Below are 18,826 nucleotides of genomic sequence, written 5' to 3'. Positions count from 1 at the left end.
TAGCTGTCTCCTAACTTACTTTTCGCTGGAGAAGTATTTGAAAAAGTCGGAATTCGGTTTTAACACCAAAGTATCCTGAGTTTTTTCAAACGACGTTTGGTATGCCTGCAAGCTGCGGTAGAACGCATAAAACTCGGGGTTTTTACCGTAGCTTTTCGCGTAAATCTCTGCTGATTGCGCATCGCCGCGACCACGAATGCTTTCTGCATCGCGCTGGGCATTGGCCACTATCACATGTTTTTGCTTGTCGGCTTCCGCGCTGATTTGCTCGGCACTTTCCGCGCCTTGCGAACGGAACTCTCTGGCTACCCGCTCACGTTCGGCGCGCATCCGTTGATAAACCGAGCTGCTGACTTCCGGCGGCAAATCAATGCGTTTAACGCGAATGTCGATTAACTCGATACCAAACTTTTCGGCAGTCGGCGACAACTTTGCCAGCAAGGTTTGCCTTAGTTCATTACGGTCTTCGGAGATCAATTGCTTGATGGTCCGTACGCCGAATTCGCTACGCATCGCGTCTTTCATAATTTGATCAAGGCGGAGATTTGCTTGAAACTCGTCGCCGCCGACCGTGGTGTAAAAGAGACCCACATCACCGATTCGCCATTTGACGAATGAGTCAACAATAACGTTCTTCTTCTCGGAGGTAAGAAAACGCTCGGATTTGGCATCCAAGGTCAGCACACGCGCATCAAATGTGCTGACGTTATTGATGATAGGGGTCTTAAAATGTAGCCCGGGCGTGTAGTCGGATGTGACCATCTCACCGAGACGAAACAGAATGGCTTTTTCGTTTTCTTTGACGTAAAAAACCGACATATAGGCCAGTACGCACAGAGTCAAACCGGCCGGAATTAAAACTTGGGTGGTTTTGCTGCTCATTGTTTGCTCCTGCTAGGACGTAATTCGTTGCCGGTTGATTTGCGAACGCCGTTTTTGTCGCCGTTATGCGGTTCTGAGCTTAGTTCCGGTTCCGTATGGCTGGCGGCTGGCTGTGCATGTTGGGTCATGGTTTGCGGCAAAGGCATGTACATCATCGGGCTGGATTGGTCATCGTTCAGCATGATTTTGTTGGTACTGCTGTACAGTTTTTCCTTGGCTTCCAAGTACAAACGTTTACGGGTGATGGCAGGGCTTTTTTCGTATTCCACCAGCAACTGATCGAACCGTTCGGTTTCACCTTTGGCTTTGGCTACTTTCTCGGCTTCGTAGGCTTCCGCTTCTTGAATAATCCGCGATGCCGCGCCGCGCGCTTTGGGGATCACTTCGTTGCTGTAGGCTTCGGCTTCGTTGATCAAGCGTTGCTTGTCTTCTCTGGCCCGAATCGCATCCTCGAACGCACCTTGCACTTCCTCGGGCGGCTGCGCGTCTTGTAGGTTGACGCTAGCGATGCTGATACCGGCTTTGTAGCCGTCCATCGCTTCCTGAATTTGTTCTTTAATCTCTGCGACGATTTGACTGCGCCCTTCGGTTAAGACGAAGTCCATATTGTTGCGACCGATCACCGCGCGCTCCACGCTTTCAGTCAATTGCTTCAACGTGTTTTCGTTGTTTTTCACGTTAAACAAATAGTCGCGGGCGTTATTAATCTGATACTGCACGGCCAGGCGCACGGTAATAATGTTTTCGTCACTGGTCAGCATCAATGATTCTTGCGGAATAACAGCTGATTTGTTAACCCGGCTGGAATCGGTATAGCCAACTTCGATAAAGCGTTGTTGTTCTACGTTAACGTTGGCGACGCTTTCGATAGGCGCCGGAATGTGCCAATGCGGACCCGGCAAAGTGGTCTCGGAATATGCGCCGAAGCGACTTACCACCCCGCGATTACCCTGGTCCACTATATAAACCCCGCTGGCCAGCCAGACGACGGTCAAGGTGCCGCCCACGGCAGCGGCGATATTGGTTAACGTAAACATACTCTTGTGATCGTTAAAGAAGTCGCCTGCTTTAGTAGAGACTTGCTTCCACTGCTTATCCAATTCCAACTTCCAGTCGGACTGCGGCGTTTGCTTACTGGTGTTTTGTTTTTCTGATGACATAATCACTCCTCTTGTAGTGTTAGCCTGACCTGGGTCAATGATTGTTATTGTTAGCCATCCTTGGGTTCGAGAAATAGCATAAGGTCAAAGCCAAATTGTTGTTTCAGTTTTTTTAATGCTTCATTTTGAATTTGCCTGACTCTCTCCCGAGTAACATGCAGCTGATCCGCTACTGCCTGCAAGGTCATTTCCGTATGATCGCGCAGACCGAAACGCATGGTTAAAATCGCCGCCTGTTTTTCCGGTAGCGAAGCAACTGCTTTGTCGACATATTGAGCCAGATCCTGATCAATTAGTTCATCGAGTGGCAGACTGAATTGATGCTGCTGCATTTTTGCCATCAATTCCAGGTTATCGTCATCATCACCTATCGAGGCGTCCAGAGAGTGGGTGGCCTGATAGTAACTGCTGATGGTTTTAATTTCTTGCTCGGATAAATCGCAAGCAAGTTTTAATTCGGCGATGCTCGGCCAGCGCTCATATTTAAGGTAGCAACTGCGCATGGCCTCGAAGACAGTGGCAGCTTTTTCAGCCAGCGCTACCGGCAAACGGACAATTTTTTCTTGTTTGACTATCAGGCGGGATATGGCCTGTCTGATCCAATAGATGGCATAAGTCGAAAAACAGATGCCGCGATCAGGGTCGAATCTATCCACCGCTTTAATCAAGCCCACCAAACCTTCCTGCATCAAATCTTCAAAGCTCAAATTGCTGGTTTTGTACTTGTGAGCAACGAAGGCCACCAGGCCGGTGTTGGCGGAGATCATTTGTTGGCGCAAGCTTCTCAATTCCCGTTTGGCTTTGCCCAGGCGTTTTTTGAAGTCTGCGCTGTCTTCGCTGTCTGCGCTCAACACACCGTCTGCTTGGGCAGCACTGTCCATCAAAAATACCGGTAACAAGTGCAGGCTGTACAACAACCGATTGACCGAACGAGCCACCAAGGATTGTTGCGCGAATTCCGAACCCATAAGTTGTACAACATTCTCGGCTTGTACAACTTTGTCCTGTCCGTTATTCTCGACATAAAGGACTGGATTGTTTTTATTTGCCGCCTGGCTGTTGACCAATAATTGCAGCAGTCTTTTATAGTCTTCAGAGTTCTTGGCGACGATCAGATCCGAGCAGTCCACGCCTGAATTGAGGTCGTGCAAAAATCTGTTGATTATCAAAGCGTTGGTCTGCTTGTTTTCCAGCAATAACGCTAACAGAGTCTGCCTGGCCTGTTCAACTTGAACGGCAAGTGAGTTGGGTTGGGATTCTGTTACCGAATCCATCTCGCTATCGATTGGCAATGTGGCTAAGTTGGACATAATCAATTCACTTGGTTATTTAAGTTGTTGGCAAATAACTTACTAGAATGTAGAATGTTTGTCAAAGTATTTTCTATACAAAAGTTGAACAATGTACTCAATTAAAGCGATTACCTCCTTAACCGGATTAACAGCGGAAACACTAAGAGCCTGGGAACGTCGCTACGCCTGCATCATGCCGGCGCGGAACAGCACCGGGCGGCGTTTCTATTCTCAACAGGATTTGGAAAAATTGACGCTGTTGGTCAATCTGACCCGAAAGGGCCATCCCATCGGCAAGCTGGCTACCCTGGACAACCAGCAGCTACAAGATTTTCAGAAACAAGTCAGTGTTCAACCGTCAGAAGAGCAATCGCCGCTGTTGGCGCAGATCATCGAGTCGTTGAAACACTATCGCATCGAACGTTGCGAGCAGTTGTTGAAGAAAGCTCTGATCGCTGCCGAGCCATTGGACTACGCCAGAGACATTTTGTTGCCGGCCTTGCAAACCGTGGGCGAACTTTGGCATGACGGAAAATTGAACATCGCCCAGGAGCACATGTTTTCCAGTTGCATCAAACGGATTGTGTTGAGCATGGTGAACAATTTGCATCATCACTCTAAAAATAATCCGGGCATGCTGTTTGCGACGCCTAGCGGCGATCCGCATGAATTCGGGATTTTGGTGAGCTGCTTGATCGCTGCCAATCAGGGCTACAACTGCTATTATTTGGGTGCGGACTTGCCGGCCAAGGATATTATCGAGGCCTGCCAGCACTTGAAGCCGGACGTGATCGTCATGGGATTGGTAAAGACTCCGCCGGAGCAAGTAACCCTTGATGAATTACAGCTGATAATAGATTCGGTCAACAGCGAGGCTACCAAGGTATGGCTGGGCGGCAGTGGGGCTTATTTTTACTATGCGCAATTGCAAAACGATTTGAGCAACTGCGAATTGATCACCGATATCGATCATTTCAACGCCAAGGCTCAGCAACAGCAGTTGTCCAACTGAATTACAGGCTAAATCCAGACAACTTGCTGGAGATGATCCGGTGCCAGCCGCTTGCCGAACTTCGGTCAGGCAGAAACGTTGAAAGGGTTAGGGATATTCCAATAACTTTTTTAGTTCGCTCAAGAGCTTTTCTCAAAAGCTACTACAGACCGACACGCGGCAACCCATTTGCCCCCAACCCTTTAATCAACCCGCTAGTAGGTGAACGGCATGAACGAAGATACATTCAACATGGAAATCAGAAAATTTCTTAAAACAGTCGGTATCAGTTCGCAGCGCGAGATTGAACACGCAGTGGCGAAAGCGCTGGAAACCGGAAAATTAAACGGTTCGGAAAGCATCAGCGTGAAAATGACTCTGGAAGCGCCTGCGGCAGGCATCAGCCATTGTATTGAGGGGACTATCGCGCTGGAATGACGGGCTCTTTTTCGAGGGAGCGGCAGACCAGTGTGGATTTACGCTGGTCGCTTAGGTTAAAGGCGGGGATTAAGACACGGATTCTTTTTTGGCTTTTTTCGCGGCTTTTTTTTCTTTCGGGCTCAAGGCCGGTTGTTTTTTAGTTTCCTTATTGCTTTTTTGCGCTTTGCTCATGGTGTTTACTCCGAATTATTGATGGTTTTGTCCGGCGAATAATCAAAATGATGCCTGTATGCCAGTGAACACCAACGACTTGAAATAACCCGTAAGCGAAGTTATACACCTATTAGGCGTAGAGAACTGGCCTGGTTTGCCGTTGCCCAGTTTTTGGGCTGGTAGCATGTTCAAACAGAGTAGCCCAGGGGGTATTTGCAAATATTCCTAATCTCCGCACTGTTCAATGCGCAAGACCCGTAAAATCAACAAGCTAGCGTCTGAAATACGCGGGAATGACAAATTTTTACATGTCCTCCATAATCAACCAATGGTCAGTTTGTTCAAATACCCTTAGGTACTTTCGCCAATTCAAGTCATGAATGAAATTACGTACGACATCGATAGTTTATTGATTGCCTGTGTGTTGCTGGGATCCATGGCAGTGACCATCGAGCTGGGTTATCGCTTGGGTTTACGGATTAAGCCTAAGGTGGACGATAATTTCAAAGCCCATGTCAATTCCATTTCCGGGTCATTACTCGGCATTCTGGCATTGTTGCTGGGTTTTACCTTCTCGTTGTCCTTACAACGCTACGATAGTCGGAGTGAGGCGGTGGTCGACGAAGCCAATGCCATTGGTACCGCTTATTTGCGTGCGCAATTATTGCCGAAGTCAGTCAGTGCAGAAGTCAGCGGCGTAATACGCAATTATCTGGATTTGCGGGTCAGAACCGGCTATGTCGATCTAACCCAGCGTGGGCAGAGGGAGGCGCTGATTGCGGAGGCCGGACGTATGCAAGCGAAACTTTGGGATTACGCCCGGCAAGCGAATGAACAGGCACCCAATCCGGTGACCACCGGATTGTTTATCCCCGCCTTGAACGATTTGATCGACAATTTTGGGAAACGCGATGCCGAAGTAAATCGGCATGTACCCGAGTTGGTGCTGGGCTTGTTGTACATCACTTTTGTAATGAGTGGCGCTCTGGTGGGCTATACCAACGGTCTGGCCGGGCATCGCACATCGTTTGTCACTTACATCATGGTCTGGCTGATTGTAGTCATGGTGTTCATTATTCTGGATTTGGACCGGCCGTATCGGGGCGTAATCCGGGTGAGTCAGCAGAGTATGATCGACTTGCAGAGCGCTATTCGCGATGATGGCCGCACCGATAGCCGGCATTAGCATTTTTTAACAACCGGAGAGTTTCGCCATGTTGGACATTATCCTGATCCTCATTGCAATTGTTGTTCTGATTGTTTTGGCGTTGGCCAGCAGACAGCCGGATACGTTCCAGGTTTCCCGATCCATCAGTATGGTCGCGTCGCCGGCAACGGTTTTTAAACAAATCAACGATTTGCAGAACTGGCAGGCTTGGTCGCCCTGGGCCAAACTGGATCCAAATGCCAAAAACAGCTTTTCAGGGCCGCAAGCCGGTGTTGGTGCCAGTATGAGTTGGGCCGGCAACAACAAAGTAGGCGAGGGCAGTATGACCATCGTAGAGAGTCGCCCGCACGACTTGATTCGTTTTAAACTGGATTTTCTTAAACCGTTTAAAGCCAGCAATACTGCCGAGTTTACCTTCAAATCGGCAGGGGAAAATACCGTTGTGGTCTGGAGTATGTCCGGTAAAAATAACTTCATCGGCAAACTCATGAGCTTGATTCTGAATTGCGACAAAATAGTGGGCGGTCAGTTTGAGCAGGGTTTGTCGGCTATCAAAGCGATACTGGAAGAGGCTGGCTAGATTGGCTTGAATATGCTGGGCTGAGGGTGGACGAATATTTCCAAATGGGGGCGTCGATATTCAGCTGAATAAAATCACGCCAGCCAATTTTCCAATAACAAGCCCGGTATACGCTCGAATTCGCGCAAATTGTTACTCACCAGGATTAGCCCTTGACTGCGGGCGTGGGCCGCAAGATGCAGGTCATTAATGCCGATGGTTTGGCCGATTTGTTCCAGCGCGGCGCGGATGCTGCCATAGTGGTAGGCGGCGGTATCTCCGTAAGACAATATCTGTAAACGACTGCAAAAATCTTCAACTACAGCGAGGTTTTTAGCGGGGAATTGGCTTTTCTCGGCACCATGTACCAATTCCGCTAGCGTGATAGTGGAAATCGCCATGCGTCCATGTTCGTTATTGAATGTAGTCAATACTTCTAGCGGCCGCCGCTTGATGACGTAGATGACAATGTTGGTATCGAGCAGGTATTTCAGCATGGGTTTTGCCTAAAAACAGTCACGCTCAGTTTGCTGTTGACTGGCGCGCTCGGTCATGAAATCGTCGCTCACAGTCGGGCCATTCAAAAAAAAGCTATCCCATGTCGATTCTGCTGGCGCTATGATGCGTTCTAGACCGATGACCCGAACTTCAACTTTCTTAACGGAATCGGGAAAACGCATATCGGCGGGGAGGCGAACTGCTTGACTGCGGTTATTAGTGAAAATCGTGCTCGTAGACATGGTTGCCACCTGGTGTTTGTATATGGCAGGACTATATCCTTAGATTTGTTTAAAAATCAATATCTTCCTTTTCACCAAGAGAGGCGAATAAGGCCGCATCGGCAATAGCAAGCTAATCCTGGATTTCTGCCCACGCACTCTGCAAATAAAGCGCCTCAACCTTTTGTCTTGCCCAGGGCGTCTTGCGCAAAAACTTCAGACTGGAGGTAATGCTGGGGTCTTTGGCAAAGCAGTTGATGTCGATACGGCTAGCCAATTCCGGCCAGCCGTATTTTTCCACCAAACGGGTCAGCAGTGTTTCCAGCGTGATGCCATGCAGCGGATCTTGCTTGCCGGGTTTAGTCATCGGCGGCTTCGCCAGGGTTGGTTTCGGCCTTTTTCACACGAATGCGATTGCCGTCCATTTCCAGGCCATTCAGGGTTTTGATGGCGGCCTTGGCTTCGCCGGCTTTGGGCATCTCTACAAAGCCGAAGCCTTTGGAGCTATTGGTGTCTTTGTCCATCACCAGCGAACAGGATTGCACGCTGCCGTGTTCCGCGAACATGGCCCGTAATTCGGTTTCGGTTGTGGTGCGGGGAAGGTTGCGTATCAGTAATTTCATGGGTTTGCTTGTTTATGCTAAAGGCCCCCAACTATACAACTTATCCGATTGGGCTTTTTTGCTAAATACGCGCTGTGCGGCAATCGATTTAGGTTTTGTCGGTTATGCGACAATCAATCGGTTAGTCAACGCGCAGCAATACGCTCTATTTGCCCGTAAAACCGACAATTCGCCGAGTTTGGCGGGCTCGCTGACGGCCGATTACCGTGGTGCGATTATTGCTGCAATGTGGTTTTCCATTACCGGATCGGTACTATGCGCTACGAACCTTACCAAGAAGAATATGATGCGGCTCAGTCCATGAGCGATGAAGATCTGTTGGAATATTTTATGTACCGCATCGTCGAAATGGACGAAGTCTGGGGCTTGAAAGAAAGCCGGCAATGGATTTTGCGGGTGGTGGACGGCCATGAAACCTTGCCGGTCTGGCCTTACCGGCGCTACGCCGACGAGGCGGCGGTCGGCGAATGGGAAAACATGATAGGCGTGGCGGAAACGCTGGATTTTTTTATGTATCAAATCTTGAACAAGCTGACTGCGCAGGGCGTACTGGTGGAAATCATGCCCCGAAAAGCAGCGGCCGGCTGTCTGATCAGTCCGCAACGCTTGTTTAATTTTCTGGAAGGCATGCGCGATTCGCGCGACTTTGTGTTGGACGATTAACGCCGTAATCCAGAGCCTGACCGAGCTTACGGCAAGCAGGAGCACCGATACTGCGGCCGCGCTAATTACTCACCAGCAAAAGCCGCGTTGGCGTTCAGTAAAGTTTTAAAAATGTTAGAGTAAACACCTGCTAATCGGTCTTTATGAGGTGTTATGCACTATTGGGATTTCTCCGACGCTAGGTATTCTGCGGCTTGGCTATTGCTGGCTAGCTTGGTGTCCAGTGGGACCCAGGCCGATGTTTATCGTTTGTCGATCTCGGAAAAATCGATCAATCTGATTGGCGAAACCCAGCAGGCCGTGCTAGTGGACCAGGCTTTGCCGGCGCCTACCTTGCATTGGCGGGAAGGCGAGGACGTGACCTTGCAAGTCACTAATCTACTCAAAGAATCTACTTCGATACACTGGCACGGCATTATTCTGCCTTATCAAATGGACGGCGTGCCGGGCATCAGTTTCGACGGTATAGCACCCGGCCAGACCTTTACCTATCAATTTAAAGTCAAGCAAAGCGGTACCTATTGGTATCACGGCCATTCAGGGATGCAGGAGCAACAGGGCCTGTTTGGCGCGCTGATCATTGCCCCGCAACAGGAACAGCAAACGGTAGATCGCGATTATGTGGTCATGCTGTCCGATTGGCCGCGTGCTGACCCGGAGCGGACCATGGCGCGCTTAAAAAAACAAAGTGACTATTACAATTTTCAGCAGCGCACAGTAGGCGATTTCTTCGCCGATATTCAACGCTTGGGTTTTTGGGAGACCGTTAGTGATCGGCTGGCCTGGGGCGAGATGCGTATGGAGCCTACCGATCTGGCTGATGTTACCGGTGCCAATTACCGGTTTTTGATCAACGGCCAAACCGCCGAAGCGAAACCGCTATATCTATTCAAACCAGGCGAAAAACTGCGTTTGCGCTTTATCAACGCTTCGGCGATGACGCATTTTGACGTACGCCTGCCGGGTCTGAAAATGACGGTGATTGCCGCCGACGGGCAACCCGTCGAGCCGGTTGATGTGGAGGAGTTTCGGATAGCGGTCGCGGAAACCTACGATGTGTTGGTGGAGCCGCAAACCGAACAGGCTTACAGTATTTTTGCCGAGGCGATGGATCGTAGCGGTTATGCCAGCGCGACGCTGACACCTCGCGCAGACTTGCAAGCCACGTTGCCGACAATACGCCCCATGACCTTGTTGACCTTAGCGGATATGGGCGGCGAGCATGCCGGCCACGCAGTTCATCAAGCATCGGTTCAGCCGACTGCCGACAAGGAACCTGGTCACGCGCATACGGAACACTCGGCGACACCCGTCCCCACCATGACGGAACACGCCGGCCATCAGCATGTAACTGTCGAGACACCGCCAAACCCGCATGCCGGGCATGTGATGCCTGTTGCGGATACCAGCGACACAGCAAAGCCATTGAGTTATAGCCAGTTAATCGCCACGCAACCCAATCACGTGCTGATGGGGCCGCCGGATCGGGAAATCACGTTGCGGTTAACCGGTAATATGCAACGCTACATTTGGTCATTCGACGACACCAAATACGCCGATGCCGAACCGATTCGGGTCAAGTTCGGCGAGCGGATTCGCTTTACCTATGTCAACGAAACCATGATGAATCACCCTATCCATATCCACGGCCTCTGGCAGTATTTGGACAACGGTAACGGTATGTACAACCCGAAAAAACATGTGATCAACGTCAAACCCGGTCAGACTGTCAGCGTCGATGTACCAGCCGATGCGGAAGGGGAGTGGGCCTTTCATTGCCATTTGCTCTATCACATGGATACCGGCATGTTTCGTAAATTAATCGTAGAAAAGGCGAAACATGAGCATCAGTAATGCCTGGTTCTCCAAGATGACCCGCAAGTACTCCATGACCGTCATTCCCGTGAAAGCGGGAATCCAGTGTGACAACTGGGCTTCCTTCTGCACGGGAACGATGGCTTCCAAGGTCTCGTTTAATAGACATATAAATGTTTGGTTCTGTTTGCTGCTGGTGTTGTATTGTTCTGCCGCAACTGCGCACGACAGCTCAATGGTCTTTAATCATTTCAAGGCCGATAGGCTCGAATACGAAGGCAATCAAGGGCTACATCTGTTCAAATGGGATGTGCAGAACTGGACCGGCACTGACGAAAACAAGCTTTGGTTGAAATCGGAAGGCGATTATTCCGCCGATCAAAATATCTTCGGCCGCGCCGATTTACAGATCCTGTACAGTCGCAATATCGACACGTTTTGGGATTTTCAAATCGGCGCCCGGCGGGCGATAGAACCAGAACGTACTTTCGATGCGGTCATCGGCTTTCAAGGGCTGGCGCCGTATTTCATCGAAGTGGACAGCGCGATGTTCATCAACGAGAAAGGCAATGTGTTGGGACGCTTGACGCTGGGTTACGAAATGCTGTTGACTCAACGGCTTATTCTGCAGCCGCGCGTGGAAGTAAATGTGGCTGCCGAGGACATACAAAATCGCGGAGTGAAAGCTGGCGTCACCGAATTTGAAGCCGGCTTTCGCTTGCGTTATGAGATCGAACGCGAATTTGCGCCCTATGTGGGCATGGATTATGTCGAGGAAGCATCGCTCCGGGAGCACCAGCACAGTTTGCGCGGTGTCGTGGGTGTGCGGCTTTGGTATTAAGTCGTTGCGGACCTGTATATTTTTGAAAAAATGAAGTCCAATTTTCCAAGCCAATGGGGATTGGCCGAATATTGGAATTGCCAGGAGAAAGTTTTTGAAACAATCATTTTACGACTTAAGTTATTCTGATTTAGAAACGGTTATAAATCAGAATAATTTAAACCAATCGGTAGCGGGAATTCTATTTAATTGGCATTATAAGAAAAAAGAAAGCATCCAATGTCGTGATAATATTTCTAAATCATCATTAGATTTTTTCGAACAACAATTCGACTTTTCTCTGCCGGAAATCGATTTGGTGCATGAGTCGGCAAAAGATCGAACAGTAAAGTTTCTGTTTAAGCTCAAAGACAATCATAAAGTCGAAACTGTCCTTATTCCGTTTAACAATAAATATTCTATTTGCCTGTCATCGCAGGTTGGCTGCGCAATGAATTGCTCTTTTTGTTTTACCGGAGAACAAGGACTTAAACGGAATTTGACTACCAGCGAAATCGTGGGCCAGTTTCTCCAGGCTTGGCGTTGGTTGGCGAGCAATAGGCCTGGAGAAGAGCGGATTTTGAATATTGTTTTTATGGGGCAGGGTGAGCCTTTACATAATTTTGATGCTGTTAAAAAAGCCTGTGAAATTTTTTTAGCGCAACACGGCACATCAATAGGTGTGCAAAAAATTACAATTTCAACGGCGGGTTATATTCCTGGGCTTAAAAGATGGATCCAGGAAGTTCCCGGGGTGAACTTGGCATTGTCGCTGCATTCACCGTTCACTGAAAAGAGGAATGAGCTTATTCCCATTAATAGAAAATATCCGTTGGCTGAGGTATTAAGCTATATTGACGCGATACCTTTGCAAAAAAAGCAATTTATTACCTATGAATATATTCTGATAAAAGGTTTCAATGACTCTGCGGATGATGCTAAAAAATTGGGGGCGTTACTGGCAGGTAAACGTGCTTATATAAACTTAATTCCTTTTAACGCATTCCCTGGCTCACGTTACCAGAGTCCTGATTTGCATGAGGTCGAAAACTTTAAAGCAGTATTAGATGAATTTAGAATCCCGACTTTAATAAGAGGCACTAAAGGTGATGATGTATTAGCGGCATGCGGACAACTTAATTCTAAAAATTAAAAAATTCCTCCCTTCAATATTTCGGCAGGATGGCAATATGACAGCTGTGCGGACCAGCCACACACATCCGCTTCAGATCGCAGAAGTACGTGCGAGTCCTGCGCATGGACGGATCGGCATTACTTTCTGCCCCGGCAAGCACGACCACTTTGCTTACACTGGTGTCTGGGAGCGCGACCTCGGTATCGATTTGGATGCCATCGCTGCTTGGGGGGCACAACTGGTGTTGACGCTCGTCGAACCCGCAGAGCTTAAAGCTCTCAAGGTGCCGCAACTCGGACATGAAATTCGCAGACGCGGCATAGCCTGGTTACATCTGCCGATTGCCGACTTTTCCGTGCCTACTCAAGCTTTTGAACAGCAGTGGGTCACGCAAGGCCTTGAGATCCGTGAGATGTTGCGGAACGGCGATGACGTGCTCGTGCATTGCAAAGGCGGTTTGGGTCGGGCGGGTATGATCGCGGCGCGGCTGTTAGTGGAATTGGGCATGGATACCGAAGAGGCGATCCAGAACGTTCGGCACGTGCGTAAGGGTGCCATCGAAACGCCTGCGCAATTGGCGCTGGTGCGTCGTACTAAACCCATCCCTCAAGCCGGAACATAGCGATGCGCGCAGACATTCCACCGATTGATACCACCGCCATGCAACGGATTGGCGGGCAATTGGGTACCAATCCCGCAGGCGTTTTTCAGGACGGTAAAGGTCGACGCTACTACGTGAAAACCCTGGAATCTGCGGCGCATGCGCGCAATGAACTGATCGCAGCCAAGCTCTATCAACTGGCTGGAGCGCCCACTTTGACCTATGTGAGAACAATAGCGGCGGACCAGGTGGCGACAGAGTGGGTGGAACTCGACAAGAAATGCATCGCTCATCTCAACGAAAGCGAACGCAAACAGGCTCAGCACTGGTTCGGTGTGCATGCCTGGACCGCCAACTGGGACGCCGCCGGCTTTAATGGCGATAACCAAGGTGTTGTCAACGGCAAAGTGCTGACACTGGATGTGGGCGGAGCGCTGGCATTTCGCGCTCAGGGCGATCCGAAAGGCAATGCATTCGGTACCCGCGTCGACGAACTCGATGTGCTGCGCCGCGATGCCGGCAACCCGCACGCCGTCAAACTCTTCGCAGACATGAGTCCGGAAGACATCAAAACGGCCATTATGGTGGTGTTAAGGATTCCCGACGAAAGCATTCGGCAGGTCATCAGTGATAGTGGCGGCAGTCATGCGCTGGCCGAAAAGATGATTGCACGCAAAGCTGATATGGCTGGGCGCTAGTCTATTTTACTGGAGAATCGATTGATAGGCTGCCTTCCGGCCATTACCCGACCTTCTGGGTAACTTCCAATTTAGTTCGTCAAGGCAATCTGCTACCCACGTGACAGTCCGGTATTCGGCGGGCATATTGAAATTGTCGCTGCGTCACAATGGCCAAAAATTGCCGTTCAACTCCAACTCTTTAGTGTCTGCTTACGCATACGTAGCGTAAGTAGGACAACGGGCAGTTAGAGAGTTTGCGAACCGAACCGATTGCAAGCATGCGGTGTACTTTGTTTATCGTGTCCTATTGGGTGACTGGGGACGAGATTTTATGCCAGACAGTTCTCCATTAGACTTGGACTATTCAATCGCTGGGTTTGCCAGGACCCGAGTTAATAGTCGTCATGCGCCGAGTTGCTCCCGTGCCGATTCTTCCGTTAAGGATATCTCCCCCACAAGGACTACTCGCACTACATTCAAGCATCATGGAATTGAAATCGTAAATACTCGAATGGCCGCAATTGCCCTTGGGGTATGGAATCCCTTTGGCGACATAGAAATTTGCCGAATTCCCGCCATACAGGCCGGCGGGACAGACAAACTCTTTCAAGACCATAAACGCGTTATCCAAATATGGAGGAATATCAGGTGGCTTTTTATTCATTTGCGCATATTCTTGTTTAAGCAATCTGGTCCATTCCGCGACATCGTCGAGTGTCGCTTTTCTTAATATATTTTCCTTCAAGGCCTGTTCCAAACCTGCATTCCCCGCTAACGGCGTATTTGGTATTCGAAACGATTCAAGTGGGGTTGCGTTCGAAGTCACCAAGCTCACACCATAAGCCATAGGGTCGCCAATCGACACTTTGCCTCTCTTGACCCGACTGAAACTCCCTATCGGTTTATTAAAAAGTTGCTGCGCTTGTTTGTCTGCATTAGACCCCGTTTTATTGTTTGTCAAGTCCGTTAATTCGCAAGGGCCTTGTTCATCATAGCTGCTAGCCAATACCGGCGTTCCGGCAGGCAATCCCGAAACTCGTTGTTTGTGATAACCGAAAACGGAAACCGCTAGGATTTGGGTTCCCGCCGTCCAGCCTATATTCCAAATCGTGGCGTTATAAGTGCCCAACATCAATACAACTGGTTTATCGATTGAATTGACGACAACATCAATTTTCCTGGCGGCATTTCCACTTTTTTGTTCCATGACAAAATCAAGTTCTTTACCCTCTCCGCCGCCTGCGGCCGAGACAATAACATTGTCACTTAACTCCAGTGTTCCGAAACTGCAACCGATGGGCTGCTCCATATTAAATGGAATGAGTGTGTTATCGAGTGAATTGTCTAAAGGCTTTTCTGTTGCACATGCTTGTATCAGCAATAATGCAGTAGAACTCAGCAATTTACGCATGGTGATCTCCAGTTGCCTAAAAAATTTATCTCGCCAATCAGCAGGATTTATTATTTGCCGGACAAAAGCTTTATAGCTTTGTCACAGGCGAGCAACCCGTGTCCTGTTGACGTGTCATAGCCCAACTCGCCCAAATCCAAACTGCTACGCCGTAATACATCGTAAAGTTGGAAAGGGGGTAAATTCAGACTTTTTTTCGACGCAGCCTGCAGCACCAAAGCAGCCACCGCAGCGGCATGGGGCGCAGCAGCAGAAGTGCCGGTGAAGTTGGGTTTGCCGTCTTTTTCAAAGTCTGGACGAGTCTTGGAAAAGAAGCTGGTGTTGACGTTGGTGGGCGCCACGGCATCGACGTGTTTTCGGACGATGGGCTCGGCTAAACGCTGGCCTTGGTTGTCAAACAAAACCGGCAAACCACCGGGCGAGGAATAGTAGCTCGGCGCCGACGGCTTTTTGTCCTGGTCGGCTTCTATGGCGCCGACGCTGAACACGCTTGCCGAGTTGGCGTGACCGAACGCCGAAGCAATGGTTTTGGGGGCGTTGCGGTACTCGTCAATACTAGGATGTTCACTTGGTAGAGAGCTGCCGCTCAGAATGTATTTCAGCAAATTAGGCGCGAGACCAGCCACTTTCAAAATTTTCAAGCCGACGGTTTTTCGAGAGCGGTTGCCTTTGTTGTCGAATCCGACTACCTCGACCGGGTCTCCGCCCAAATTATCCGTCGAACCACCGATGACCCAAGCTTGACTGACATGCTTGCAGGCCGGGTCGTCGTAAACCACAACGTCCAAATCGCTGGTTGAACCCTTGCCGCCGCTAATGGACTTGGCCGGCTCGTCCCACTGCAAACTCAATATAGTAAACGCATCGGCACCGACCGTAATCGTTTGGCAGGTGTCGGTTTTGTTAGGATCAGGATTGAAGTCGTGAGCAACGCCATGCTTTTCACCCAAAGGGTAGCGACCGCTATCGGCAAAAACGGACTGATAGCTGTTAAGGCCGGCATTGCCGGCCGACGAGAAAACAGCTACGCCGCGCTCGGCTACCAGCCGGTCTATCATTTGTGATGCCGGACCATCCTGAAACATCGGCTCGCTAAAATACACTGCGTCATCGACGATAATCTGCGCGCCGTGGTCGGCCACTCGATTCAAGGCTTGCGTCAAGTCGCCAGGGCTATCGCCCAGAGCGTGAAACAACAAATTGGCACCAGGTGCCAGATCGTGTATTACTTCCAGCATGGCCCGGCCTTCGTCGAGCGTCTTTTCGTCTTTGCAATCAGCTTCTTTCACTACCGTCACAGTTGGTGGCAATTCACCGTTGGCTTGCCCAATTTCCGCGCCGCCCAGACAATTGAAGCTGTCGCTTATGACAGCGACGGTGATACCAGCTCCGCTCAAGAGGTCGCTGTTTCTTGCTTGATTGGCGCCCAAGATTGCGTCGCCTTGACTGATAACGAGTTCAGTGTCGACGTCTGCTCTTACATCGTTTGTTAACCAACAGGTTAAACTGAGGCTCAGGAAAACCGAAACCATTTTATAAACCGAATGGTAAAAACTCATGAAATACGGAAAAAGTTGTTCTATTTTGATAATTGGTCGATTAATATTTTTGCTTCTTGATAGCAAGCCAAATTTCCGTCAGAGGGACGGCGCAAATTGGCTTCATCTGTTAAATTTGGGGGCACGCCTTTTTGCAGAAAAAACCGTACAATATCGGGTTTACATAACCATCCAGCATAAAGTACCAAATTATTGCCGTTGTTTTCATAATCCAACGGTACGCCTTTCTGAAAAAGAAATTTAACTAACTCCAGTGGCTTAGAATCTGGATCTTGGTACTTCAAATTGTAATCTATGGCTCTAGCCATCAAATAGGGATCATCTAAATTGGCCCCTCTATTTACCAATAATTTGATTATATCCATATTTATCGGCGCATCAATGCTAAACATCATCGCGGTAGTAGAACGCTCTGAAACTGATTCATTAACGTCAACTCCCGCATTGAGAACAAGTTTCACCAATTCCGGGTTTCTTTTGCGAATAGCAAGATAGAGTGAAGTGTTACCGTAAGAATCTTTGGCATGAGCATTAGCTCCATGATCTAGCAAAAATTGAGCTAACTTTACTAGGTTTAAATCTATTGCTAACAGTAAAGGCGTCATGCCTTCAGATACTTCTTCAATATCAGCACCTTTTATTAATGCTTTAGCAGCCTGTTTTAAATCGTTATCGAGCATCGCCTTGTGTAAATAAGGTTGCATCAAATAACGGCGAAACGATTCATGAGTGTCTATCAAACCCTTATCGGACGGCTTCCAAGTTTTGCCTCCGTCCAGAGACCGGAAAAGTCCACCTCCGAGCCATCCTGCGAACAATACGCTAGGGTCGCGCGGGTCGACGGCCAAATTGGTGGCAAACCAACTCTTTGGTAAACCATCGCCCAATATTTCCCAAGTTTCGCCATAGTCGACGCTTTTCTTGAAATTACTATGCCCGCCTGAATTGGAGCCTTTATAACAAATTGCATAAATAATGTTAGGCGATGAAGGTGCCTCTACCCCATCAACACAAAGCTCGCCTATATTATTAGGCCTATCCGTATTTCTGGTTTTTAGGTCAAAAGATAGATTATTCCTTCGATTCTGATAAACCCACGACAAGCCTTTGTCGATGCTTTTGAATACATCTGAATTTCCGGAAATCGCGTAAATAACATTTTCATTTTCTACTGAAAATTGTATTTCATTTATTTCAGGGCCGACATGGCCTGGCTTGTTTGCTTCTGCGACACAAGTAAACAATAAAAATAGAAGAGAAATATTACATTTTATAAAGTTTTTTATTTTCATGCGTTTGCTATGCATCTTTTGCGCCGCCAAATCCGAGATTGATTGAATTAAGAAAGTACAGGTGGTGGTATAACAAGCAACTATGTGATGTCGCTATACTTGCTAGACACTATTCAAAGATGAGGGGCGACTTCTTGGAAATATTCAAAACTCCTCGACGCGTTTATAATGCCTTCGAGTTACAGCGACGGGTAATGATAAAATTGCAGTCATTCAACCAAATAATGCCAAGCTCAGTTTTGCGTCGGCTCGGACTTGGTCGGAGCTGGGTTAGCGCTTCGTTTTGCCGTGAATTCAATAGGCACATGCGCCGAATAACCCCCCTCGGTTTGCATCACGAATTTAATTTCATCGCCGGCCATTTTGCCTTGATAACGATGTATGGCCTCTTGTATGGGGCCTGATCCCAGCGATTCCGGGGTTTTGGTGATAAAGCGCAAGGTATCACCCGTGATTTCGCCTTCCAAAATGCCGTTTTGGCTGCCGGTAAATGTAGCGCTGCCATATAGCTGCGTATCGCTGCCGGCGAATTTAAAATTCTCTTGATAATTGGCGTTGGGCCAGTCATAGCTGACCTGGGCTTGCCATACCCCGTTTATAGCTGGCCGCTGCTCCGTACCGCTTAACAAATCCAGCAGGTTGCGGGTGGCATTGGTAAACGTCGAAAGGCCAATCACCAGCGTGCTGATTGCAATCAACAATGACAGCACCGGGTTGTTTCTAATCCGGGTATTGATTCTGTCCAGGCGGGTTCTTGAGTCGTTCATGGTTTTAGTATCCGCAGCATTTGGCGTTTCGCTAGAAGGGGCAATACTCGGCGAGGTTGAGCTTGTGCTACAGAATAAGCGTTTTGGCTGAAGTT

General features: G+C 48.9%; 22 protein-coding genes. 11 read left to right on the top strand and 11 right to left on the bottom strand.

Features of this window, described 5'->3' with window-relative positions; genetic code table 11:
- Positions 1-15: 15 nt before the first annotated feature.
- From hflC to ACR64Q_RS12230, 3 genes are read right to left on the bottom strand one after another with little or no spacing between them, the layout of a single operon-like run.
- Positions 16-882, bottom strand: a complete 867-nt coding sequence (gene hflC, locus ACR64Q_RS12240; protein WP_020482229.1) for a protease modulator HflC — start codon at positions 880-882, stop codon at positions 16-18.
- The gene (hflK, locus tag ACR64Q_RS12235) at positions 879-2,042 is read right to left on the bottom strand and encodes an FtsH protease activity modulator HflK (protein WP_313734997.1); all 1,164 of its coding nucleotides are present in this window, start codon (positions 2,040-2,042) and stop codon (positions 879-881) included. The genes hflC and hflK overlap by 4 nt, the downstream gene beginning before the upstream one ends.
- Positions 2,043-2,092: 50 nt before the next feature.
- Positions 2,093-3,352 (bottom strand): sigma-70 family RNA polymerase sigma factor, encoded by a 1,260-nt coding sequence (locus ACR64Q_RS12230; protein ID WP_313734996.1) that lies wholly within the window; start codon positions 3,350-3,352, stop codon positions 2,093-2,095.
- A 91-nt stretch (positions 3,353-3,443) separates the two neighbouring features.
- On the opposite strand from ACR64Q_RS12230, the gene ACR64Q_RS12225 reads away from it, so the two are divergent.
- The 4 genes from ACR64Q_RS12225 to ACR64Q_RS12210 all read left to right on the top strand — a co-directional run bounded on the left by ACR64Q_RS12225 (position 3,444) and on the right by ACR64Q_RS12210 (position 6,667).
- On the top strand, positions 3,444-4,346 hold the full coding sequence (locus ACR64Q_RS12225) for a MerR family transcriptional regulator (RefSeq protein WP_026146873.1): 903 nt from the start codon (positions 3,444-3,446) through the stop codon (positions 4,344-4,346).
- Positions 4,347-4,556: 210 nt separating this feature from the next.
- The gene (locus ACR64Q_RS12220; protein WP_020482225.1) at positions 4,557-4,763 is read left to right on the top strand and encodes a DUF6494 family protein; all 207 of its coding nucleotides are present in this window, start codon (positions 4,557-4,559) and stop codon (positions 4,761-4,763) included.
- Positions 4,764-5,295: 532 nt separating this feature from the next.
- Positions 5,296-6,105 (top strand): bestrophin-like domain, encoded by an 810-nt coding sequence (locus ACR64Q_RS12215; RefSeq protein WP_313734995.1) that lies wholly within the window; start codon positions 5,296-5,298, stop codon positions 6,103-6,105.
- Positions 6,106-6,133: 28 nt separating this feature from the next.
- Positions 6,134-6,667 carry an SRPBCC family protein gene (locus ACR64Q_RS12210; RefSeq protein ID WP_313734993.1) on the top strand — a complete coding sequence of 178 codons (534 nt, stop codon included), beginning with the start codon at positions 6,134-6,136 and terminating at the stop codon, positions 6,665-6,667.
- A 74-nt stretch (positions 6,668-6,741) separates the two neighbouring features.
- Here the strand turns inward: ACR64Q_RS12210 and vapC are convergent, their stop codons facing one another.
- The 4 genes from vapC to ACR64Q_RS12190 all read right to left on the bottom strand — a co-directional run bounded on the left by vapC (position 6,742) and on the right by ACR64Q_RS12190 (position 7,988).
- Positions 6,742-7,143, bottom strand: coding sequence for a type II toxin-antitoxin system tRNA(fMet)-specific endonuclease VapC (vapC, locus tag ACR64Q_RS12205; protein ID WP_313734992.1), 402 nt, complete (start codon positions 7,141-7,143; stop codon positions 6,742-6,744).
- Positions 7,144-7,152: 9 nt separating this feature from the next.
- The gene (vapB, locus tag ACR64Q_RS12200; RefSeq protein ID WP_313734991.1) at positions 7,153-7,386 is read right to left on the bottom strand and encodes a type II toxin-antitoxin system VapB family antitoxin; all 234 of its coding nucleotides are present in this window, start codon (positions 7,384-7,386) and stop codon (positions 7,153-7,155) included.
- Between the two features lie 112 nt (positions 7,387-7,498).
- Entirely contained in the window at positions 7,499-7,732 is a 234-nt protein-coding gene (locus ACR64Q_RS12195; RefSeq protein WP_313734990.1) for a VF530 family protein, read from the bottom strand.
- Positions 7,725-7,988, bottom strand: a complete 264-nt coding sequence (locus ACR64Q_RS12190) for an RNA recognition motif domain-containing protein (protein ID WP_020482220.1) — start codon at positions 7,986-7,988, stop codon at positions 7,725-7,727. The genes ACR64Q_RS12195 and ACR64Q_RS12190 overlap by 8 nt, the downstream gene beginning before the upstream one ends.
- On the opposite strand from ACR64Q_RS12190, the gene ACR64Q_RS12185 reads away from it, so the two are divergent.
- From ACR64Q_RS12185 to ACR64Q_RS12155, 7 genes are all read left to right on the top strand, one after another.
- Complete coding sequence (locus ACR64Q_RS12185) at positions 7,987-8,292, top strand: hypothetical protein (RefSeq protein WP_313734989.1); 306 nt, start codon at positions 7,987-7,989, stop codon at positions 8,290-8,292. The two genes, ACR64Q_RS12190 and ACR64Q_RS12185, sit on opposite strands and share 2 nt — an antisense overlap.
- Positions 8,289-8,651, top strand: coding sequence for a DUF2750 domain-containing protein (locus tag ACR64Q_RS12180; protein ID WP_101051974.1), 363 nt, complete (start codon positions 8,289-8,291; stop codon positions 8,649-8,651). The genes ACR64Q_RS12185 and ACR64Q_RS12180 overlap by 4 nt, the downstream gene beginning before the upstream one ends.
- Before the next feature lie 153 nt (positions 8,652-8,804).
- The gene (locus tag ACR64Q_RS12175) at positions 8,805-10,505 is read left to right on the top strand and encodes a copper resistance system multicopper oxidase (RefSeq protein WP_313734987.1); all 1,701 of its coding nucleotides are present in this window, start codon (positions 8,805-8,807) and stop codon (positions 10,503-10,505) included.
- Positions 10,492-11,307, top strand: a complete 816-nt coding sequence (locus ACR64Q_RS12170) for a copper resistance protein B (protein ID WP_313734986.1) — start codon at positions 10,492-10,494, stop codon at positions 11,305-11,307. Before ACR64Q_RS12175 ends, ACR64Q_RS12170 begins: the two co-directional genes overlap by 14 nt.
- A gap of 94 nt (positions 11,308-11,401) precedes the next feature.
- Positions 11,402-12,439 (top strand): dual-specificity RNA methyltransferase RlmN, encoded by a 1,038-nt coding sequence (gene rlmN / locus ACR64Q_RS12165; protein ID WP_313734985.1) that lies wholly within the window; start codon positions 11,402-11,404, stop codon positions 12,437-12,439.
- 37 nt (positions 12,440-12,476) lie between these two features.
- Positions 12,477-13,043: a cyclin-dependent kinase inhibitor 3 family protein gene (locus tag ACR64Q_RS12160; protein WP_313734984.1), complete on the top strand. Its 567-nt coding sequence runs from the start codon at positions 12,477-12,479 to the stop codon at positions 13,041-13,043.
- A 2-nt stretch (positions 13,044-13,045) separates the two neighbouring features.
- Entirely contained in the window at positions 13,046-13,720 is a 675-nt protein-coding gene (locus ACR64Q_RS12155; RefSeq protein WP_313734983.1) for a hypothetical protein, read from the top strand.
- 346 nt (positions 13,721-14,066) lie between these two features.
- On the opposite strand, the gene ACR64Q_RS12150 is transcribed toward ACR64Q_RS12155, so the two are convergent.
- The 4 genes from ACR64Q_RS12150 to ACR64Q_RS12135 form a co-directional block, all read right to left on the bottom strand.
- Positions 14,067-15,113, bottom strand: a complete 1,047-nt coding sequence (locus ACR64Q_RS12150) for a hypothetical protein (protein ID WP_313734982.1) — start codon at positions 15,111-15,113, stop codon at positions 14,067-14,069.
- A gap of 50 nt (positions 15,114-15,163) precedes the next feature.
- Positions 15,164-16,543: a S8 family peptidase gene (locus ACR64Q_RS12145; protein ID WP_483823330.1), complete on the bottom strand. Its 1,380-nt coding sequence runs from the start codon at positions 16,541-16,543 to the stop codon at positions 15,164-15,166.
- A 149-nt stretch (positions 16,544-16,692) separates the two neighbouring features.
- Entirely contained in the window at positions 16,693-17,964 is a 1,272-nt protein-coding gene (locus tag ACR64Q_RS12140) for an ankyrin repeat domain-containing protein (protein ID WP_313734978.1), read from the bottom strand.
- Positions 17,965-18,197: 233 nt separating this feature from the next.
- Positions 18,198-18,731: a hypothetical protein gene (locus tag ACR64Q_RS12135; protein ID WP_313734977.1), complete on the bottom strand. Its 534-nt coding sequence runs from the start codon at positions 18,729-18,731 to the stop codon at positions 18,198-18,200.
- Positions 18,732-18,826: the final 95 nt, after the last annotated feature.

The organism is Methylomonas sp. 2F7 (assembly GCF_057126975.1).
Note: the sequence above shows the minus strand (reverse complement) of the source record. Positions and strands in the feature narration are given on the sequence as shown.